Genomic DNA, 6,000 nt, shown 5'->3' on the forward strand with positions numbered 1-6,000 from the left:
ACTGCTATACAGTCTGTCGTTCTAAGTCCCTATGTCTGATACACGAAACTGGTATATTGTCAAGCAAAAAAATGGACAATGCGAAATTGTTCCCAGCACTCAAGTAGAAGGAGAGGAAACCTCAGAACGCTGGGGACCTTTTTCATCTCAGCAAGACGCGATCGCACGTCGAATTGGGCTGATTCGGGCAGGAAAATGCCAGCCTGCCTAAAACACTGATTTCACGGATTAGAGAGAGATTGGGGTGGGGGTGGGGGCTGTTAGTCAATGGGTAGAGGATGATCAGATTGACATGACTTTCGTTTTCGCCAGATGTGTCATGGCGCGTCTGGAACATGCATCGTCTACATCCCCTACTACCTATGGAGTTTGAACGGATGCCCGATCATTGGGTTCCCCGGCAATTGCCTGGTTGAGAACGTCTAGGGCTTTTACATATTGGGGATCGTCTGGCGTACCAATTTTAGTCCGATCCTTCTGTAATTCCTTGCGTTGTTCCTCAGTCAGTTCTATGACAATATCTGGCGGAATCCCCTCCTTATTAATATCACGACCACTGGGCGTCAAATACTTCGCAATGGTCACCGCCAAACCCGAACCATCTCCGAGTCCACGTACTGATTGTACCAAGCCTTTGCCAAAGGTCTGAGTTCCGACTAAAGTGGCTCGTTCGTTATCCTGCAAAGCACCCGACAGAATTTCACTAGCACTAGCTGAACCGCCATCGACTAGGACAACTAACGGTTTATCTGTCAAGGCTCTATTCCTGGCGACCTCTTCATTTGAGCTACCCTGACGATTCACCGTAGACACAATCTTGCCTTTATCGAGCCACATACGGGCAATCTCAATACTAGAGTAGAGTAATCCGCCCGGATTAGATCGCAAATCCAAGATATAGCCATTAACATCCTGCGTCTCTAACTCCTTAATCGCCTCGCGCATTTCCTGTGCCGCGATCGCGCTAAACTGATTCAAGCGAATATAACCAATCTCACCCGTGGGTGTACTCCGATAACTGTAGCGTACTGGATGAATTTCAATCCGCGCCCGTGTGATTGTATAGTCGATTTCCTCCTCGTCGCGTTGAATGGTAAGGGTCACATCAGTACCCGGTTTCCCGCGAATCAGTTGCACGGCGTCATTCACATCCATACCTTCGGTACTCTGACCGTCAATCTTGACGATTAGATCCTTGGCCAGAATACCTGCTTGAAATGCGGGTGTATCCTCAATTGGCGAAATCACCACCAACTTTTTCGTGTCCTCATCCTGGGCGATTTGAATCCCTACACCCGTTAATTCCCCAGAGGTATCAATTTGCATGTTTTTGAACTCTTCGGGGTCCATGAATCGGGTATAGGGATCGTCCAGCGTCTCGAGCATTTCCCGAATGGCTTCGTAAGCTTCTTCCTTGTCAGAATACTCACGGTTTAAATAATCATTCCGAACGGCTCGCCAATCCACCTGGTTGAAGGTAGCATCTACATACTGGCGATCGATAATTTGCCAGACTTCATCAACTAGCTCTTTGGGGCTTTCCTGGAAGAAAGCCTGACTTTGAGATAAATGCAGACCAGCCCCTGTAACTGCAACCGTTGTTAAGACTACTGCGGTCGCCCCGACCACGAGGCTACGTTTTGTAATTACCATAATCCTTTCACAAGCTGGAGGAAAACGACTGCAAAGGAATTACGCTCACTCTAACACAGGCTATGCCAGCACGCTCCTGTTGCACATCTTTGTTATCCATCCTAACTTGCTTGCAGTCCGGATGTAATGGTTGTTGAGTTTTAAATCGGGACGGGTGAAGGGGAATGCGGCTGTATTGGCTCTGATCCAATCCCTACAGTGTATACCTATCATGCTTTTCAGGCATTCAATCGGTTCCGGCTCCCCTCCCCGCCGCCAAACAAATTCAGTAGACCGAAAACTTTTCGGTTGACATCCCAAGGGAGCAGAGAAACCGGGGAGCAGAGGAGCAAGGAAAAATTTAACCTGATTTTTCGTATTCTGGGATACATTTTCCAGGTAAGGCTTCTCACCGCACTAACTGTACAACTTATTCAATCAACGAAACAACTGGGGATAAATCTGTCGCCAAGCCAATCCGGAAAAAAGACCGATTCCCAAGAGTAGCCCGATTAACTGCACAAACCAGAAATTGGGTAATCCGAGGGGCCAGCGCAATAGATCAACTAAAGCAGCAAGGGGCAAGAGATTGGCAATATTTTCCAGGATAGGCGGTAACGTTTCACGGGGAAAATACGTCCCACAGAAGGTAAACATCGGGACGATAAACAAGAAAAGTGGTATGTTAATTTGGTCAATTGTACGCATGGTTCCTGCTGAAAACAGTCCCATAACGCCAAATAGCATACTACCTAAAATAATCAGGGGCAAGGATATCAGAAAATGCCACCCTGAGTAGATTCCCCACACCACAGCCACTAATCCCGTCAAGCTACCCGCGATAATTCCTTTTGTGGTTGCCCATAGCCAGTCTCCCAAAAACACTTCCGTGAAGCTTAACGGTGAAGTCAGTAAAGCTTGCCAAGTTTTTTGGAATTTGAGGCGAATAAAACTGCCAAAAGCCCCCTCAAAAAAGGATTGGAACAGCACGCCAATGGCAATCATACCGGGGGCAATAAATTTTAAGTAAGAAACTGTTTCACCGTGGTAAGTAACATCCCCGACTAAAGGACTAAGCCCATAGCCAAACGCGACGAGATAAATAATCGGTTCAGAAAGGGGAGGTAAGCTATTCACCAGCCAGGTTTTCTGATAAACCCTAGCATGACGATACCAGACTGAGTAGACTCCCCAAGGGGTAACAGAAATGCCTTTCATTTTGATTTGGGATTTCAAAGATTGTATTTTGAATGAATTCTTTGTGGCAGTAGATTAGCTAACAGATGACTGTAGGAGCGGGTTTGACCCTAATCGTTTGTTGCCACCCAGATGCTAATAAACCCGCCCAGACTCCATGCAAAAATTATTTGACAAATGACAAATGACGAAGGACAAATGACAAATTATTCCAGTGACATGCCTGTCAAGTGCAAAAATACATCGTCTAAATTGGTGTGGCGACGGGTTAAGCTAACCGGATTGGTGGCATCCAGACATTCCCAAAGAGAGTGGGGATTGTCTGCGGGTAAACCAATCAGGTAACCATTGCCAAAAGAGCGATACCATGTTTGATACTGATGGGCGAGTTGTTGAAGGATTTCTGCGGAAATGCCCTCAATTTCTACTACCTCTGTGCCAACAGTGCGCTCAATCAATTCCTCTGGAGTGCCTTGGTCAATCATTTTACCCTGTTGGAGTAAAATAAGGCGATCGCACAATCGTTGGGCTTCATCCATATAGTGGGTTGTCAACAGCACTCCACAGCCTTTTTGCTTAAGCTGACTGACTAACTTCCAAAAATCTTGCCGCGCATGGGGATCAAGTCCAGTTGTTGGTTCATCCAGAAACACCACTTGCGGCTGATTAATCAACGCCCGTGCCAACACCAGACGCCGCTTCATCCCGCCAGACAGTTGATCAACCCGATGTTTAGCATAGTCTTGCAACCCTACTTGTGCCAGTAACTCCCCTGCCCGTTTTCGGGCAGTTTTGCCAACAATCCGATAATGATGGGCAAAGAAAATCAAGTTATCGAAGACACTAAAATCGGGGTCAAGATTATCGTCTTGAGTAACAATTCCCATCGAGGAACGCGCCAAACGTCCTTGAGATTGGATTTGATGCTGTCCAAGTTGCACAAAACCCTGACTGGGAATCACTGCACCATAAAGCATTCCTACTGTAGTAGTTTTCCCAGCACCATTGGGACCAAGCAGACCCAAAATTTCTCCCGAATTCAGGGTAAAATTGACACCTTGAACAACATGGTTTGAACCGTAAGATTTCCACAAGTCATAAGCCGTGAGTACCACGGATTGGGTTTGAGGTTGAGCCGTTGTCAGAGTCATAGGTAATGGTGATTACACCGCCGATTGCTTACACCCAGAAACTGTAGGGGCGCACAGACGTGCGCCCGATGTAACCGTAAAATCTATTCCATCATTTTAGCTGTGCCACGCCAGTAAGGTGGGCAATGCCCACCCTACTATTAATCATCCCTTACAGGCAAAGGAGTCTCCAGAATTTCCATCAACAACTCTAACCGGGAAGGACGAGACAAAAGTGGAATCAGGTTTGGCAATGAGTAGTAGTCACCCGCAAAGGTAAACGTATCCACCTGCACTTGCCGTTCCCGCAACTTTTGTTCAATCCAGTCGTAGTAACTACCCACCTTGACGATGATCACATTTGGCAGCACATTCAACTCCTGACAATAGGCATCAAAAGCGTTGCCAAAATAGGGCGCAGTGTTTTCCCCTTGATCCGTCACCAAGATAAACTGTTCCACCAACTGCTTACGCCGACGCATCGCCTCAACGCTACAGCCGATACTGGTTCCACCCCCAGCCCGGATGTGCTCAAAGGCACGCTCCCAGTGGCTGTACAGATGCTCCTGCGGCAGATTATTTGCCAAGATATCGCCCAATCGGGTATCACGACTCAGGTTGGCTTGGACGGGGTAGGGCATCGTGTCAAAGGCATAGACAAACAACTCCGCTTCCGTAATCCCGGAAATCAACGCAGCCAGATGCTTACCCACTTCTAAGGCTTGATGCATGGAGCCAGACTTATCCACCAACAGCGCCGTGGATTTGGCGATTTTGCCGCGCTTTTTCACCTGCTCATCCATGACGCGCTCTAACTGAGCGGTAGTGGCGAGATCTAATCCCGCCGCTTCAGCCGCAACTCGTCCCTTGAGGGCGGATACACGGCTATCCGATTGAGCTGCAACCAGCTTTTCATCAATCAACGCCTTTACCTGAGGGTGTTCCATGGCTCCCCGCGCCTTGAGAGACTTGAGGTTATTAATCACCTCTTGGGGTGTCATGGAATTAATCAGGGCGACTAATACCGTGGGCGTGATTTGCTTGACTGCACCAATGGCAATCGTGTAAGGAATCTTATGTGCTACGATTTGCCGTGCTTGTTCGGTGGGAGTTGCTGCTTTTGCCAACTGCTTGAGCGCAAACGCCAAACTATCCTCCGGAGGAGCATCCTTAAACAGGATGGTATTCGCCCGCTCACTCGGCTTAATGTGTAAGGTAGCGTAGAGGTGCTTCATGGACTTGCGTCCCCGCAACGCCGCACGGTCAAAGAATTGGGGCTGTTCTTCCCGCTTTTGCAAATAGCGCCGTACTGCGGTTCGGGCGGAACGAGGAACCTTCTGTTGATGCTGCTTCATGAAGTCCACAATTCGCGCCACTTGGTAAGGGGGAAATGTTTGCAGCAACATGAATCCGGCTTCCCGGTGTTCTGTTAACTGACTGGTCAACAGATTCCCTATAAACACTTCTTTGTGGTCACGAACATCCCCTTCTTTCTGATACCATACACCGAGGTGTCCATAGAAGATAGGGTCAAGTTCCACCATCATTTTGTGCAAGTCTGCAACCTTATTTAACTCTCGGTGAGGGGTGGTTAACAGACTGTTGAGCATTTCCAAACGCAAGTCGCGTTCTGCGGTATTCATGACAACCTCCTTTAATGAAAAGAATGGAGGCAAATGTCGCACGCTTTGACTAAAAATAGTGCCGCACAAGTTCAGAAAGCTATTTAGTTTACCGTGACAGGGTAAGGATGTAAGCTTTCCCGGTTAGGGCGCGGCGACAACTGCCATTTGTTTTTGTAAATATGGGGTTGAGTAAAGGGCGACCCGAGCCTATTAAGCGGACAACATTGTTACGTTGTGCCAGCGGGCATTGGTGTCAACTTAAGCTCAACCCCTCTCCCCCAGCCCCTCTCCCACGCCGGGGAGAGGGGAGTAAGAGAATCTGGTTCCCCTTCTCCCACCCCCCTCGTTCCCCCCTACAAGAGGGGGGAGGACAGAGGATGCTATCGCTTTTATTTCAAGGGAGAAGGGGTTAGGGG

At 48.2% G+C, this 6,000-nt stretch carries 5 protein-coding genes; 1 reads left to right on the plus strand and 4 read right to left on the minus strand.

The window, feature by feature from the left end; genetic code table 11:
* Positions 1–31 precede the first annotated feature (31 nt).
* The gene (locus RH949_RS26565; RefSeq protein ID WP_006100277.1) at positions 32–211 is read left to right on the plus strand and encodes a DDE transposase family protein; all 180 of its coding nucleotides are present in this window, start codon (positions 32–34) and stop codon (positions 209–211) included.
* A gap of 149 nt (positions 212–360) precedes the next feature.
* On the opposite strand, the gene ctpC is transcribed toward RH949_RS26565, so the two are convergent.
* From ctpC to RH949_RS26585, 4 genes are all read right to left on the minus strand, one after another.
* Positions 361–1,653: a carboxyl-terminal processing protease CtpC gene (ctpC, locus tag RH949_RS26570; RefSeq protein WP_446357374.1), complete on the minus strand. Its 1,293-nt coding sequence runs from the start codon at positions 1,651–1,653 to the stop codon at positions 361–363.
* 417 nt (positions 1,654–2,070) lie between these two features.
* Positions 2,071–2,850 carry an ABC transporter permease gene (locus RH949_RS26575; protein WP_446357377.1) on the minus strand — a complete coding sequence of 260 codons (780 nt, stop codon included), beginning with the start codon at positions 2,848–2,850 and terminating at the stop codon, positions 2,071–2,073.
* 185 nt (positions 2,851–3,035) lie between these two features.
* Entirely contained in the window at positions 3,036–3,980 is a 945-nt protein-coding gene (locus RH949_RS26580; RefSeq protein ID WP_446357379.1) for an ABC transporter ATP-binding protein, read from the minus strand.
* Between the two features lie 140 nt (positions 3,981–4,120).
* Positions 4,121–5,602, minus strand: a complete 1,482-nt coding sequence (locus RH949_RS26585) for a hypothetical protein (RefSeq protein WP_446357381.1) — start codon at positions 5,600–5,602, stop codon at positions 4,121–4,123.
* Positions 5,603–6,000 lie beyond the last annotated feature (398 nt).

It is taken from the genome of Coleofasciculus sp. A1-SPW-01 (assembly GCF_040217205.1).
In the GTDB taxonomy this organism is placed as follows: domain Bacteria; phylum Cyanobacteriota; class Cyanobacteriia; order Cyanobacteriales; family Coleofasciculaceae; genus Coleofasciculus; species Coleofasciculus chthonoplastes_A.

Bases quoted from the DNA above. Each gene is read 5' to 3' on its own strand.
- RH949_RS26565 (WP_006100277.1), top strand. From the start codon at position 32: ATGTCTGATACACGAAACTGGTATATTGTCAAGCAAAAAAATGGACAA.
- ctpC (WP_446357374.1), bottom strand. From the start codon at position 1,653: ATGGTAATTACAAAACGTAGCCTCGTGGTCGGGGCGACCGCAGTAGTC.
- RH949_RS26575 (WP_446357377.1), bottom strand. From the start codon at position 2,850: ATGAAAGGCATTTCTGTTACCCCTTGGGGAGTCTACTCAGTCTGGTAT.
- RH949_RS26580 (WP_446357379.1), bottom strand. From the start codon at position 3,980: ATGACTCTGACAACGGCTCAACCTCAAACCCAATCCGTGGTACTCACG.
- RH949_RS26585 (WP_446357381.1), bottom strand. From the start codon at position 5,602: ATGAATACCGCAGAACGCGACTTGCGTTTGGAAATGCTCAACAGTCTG.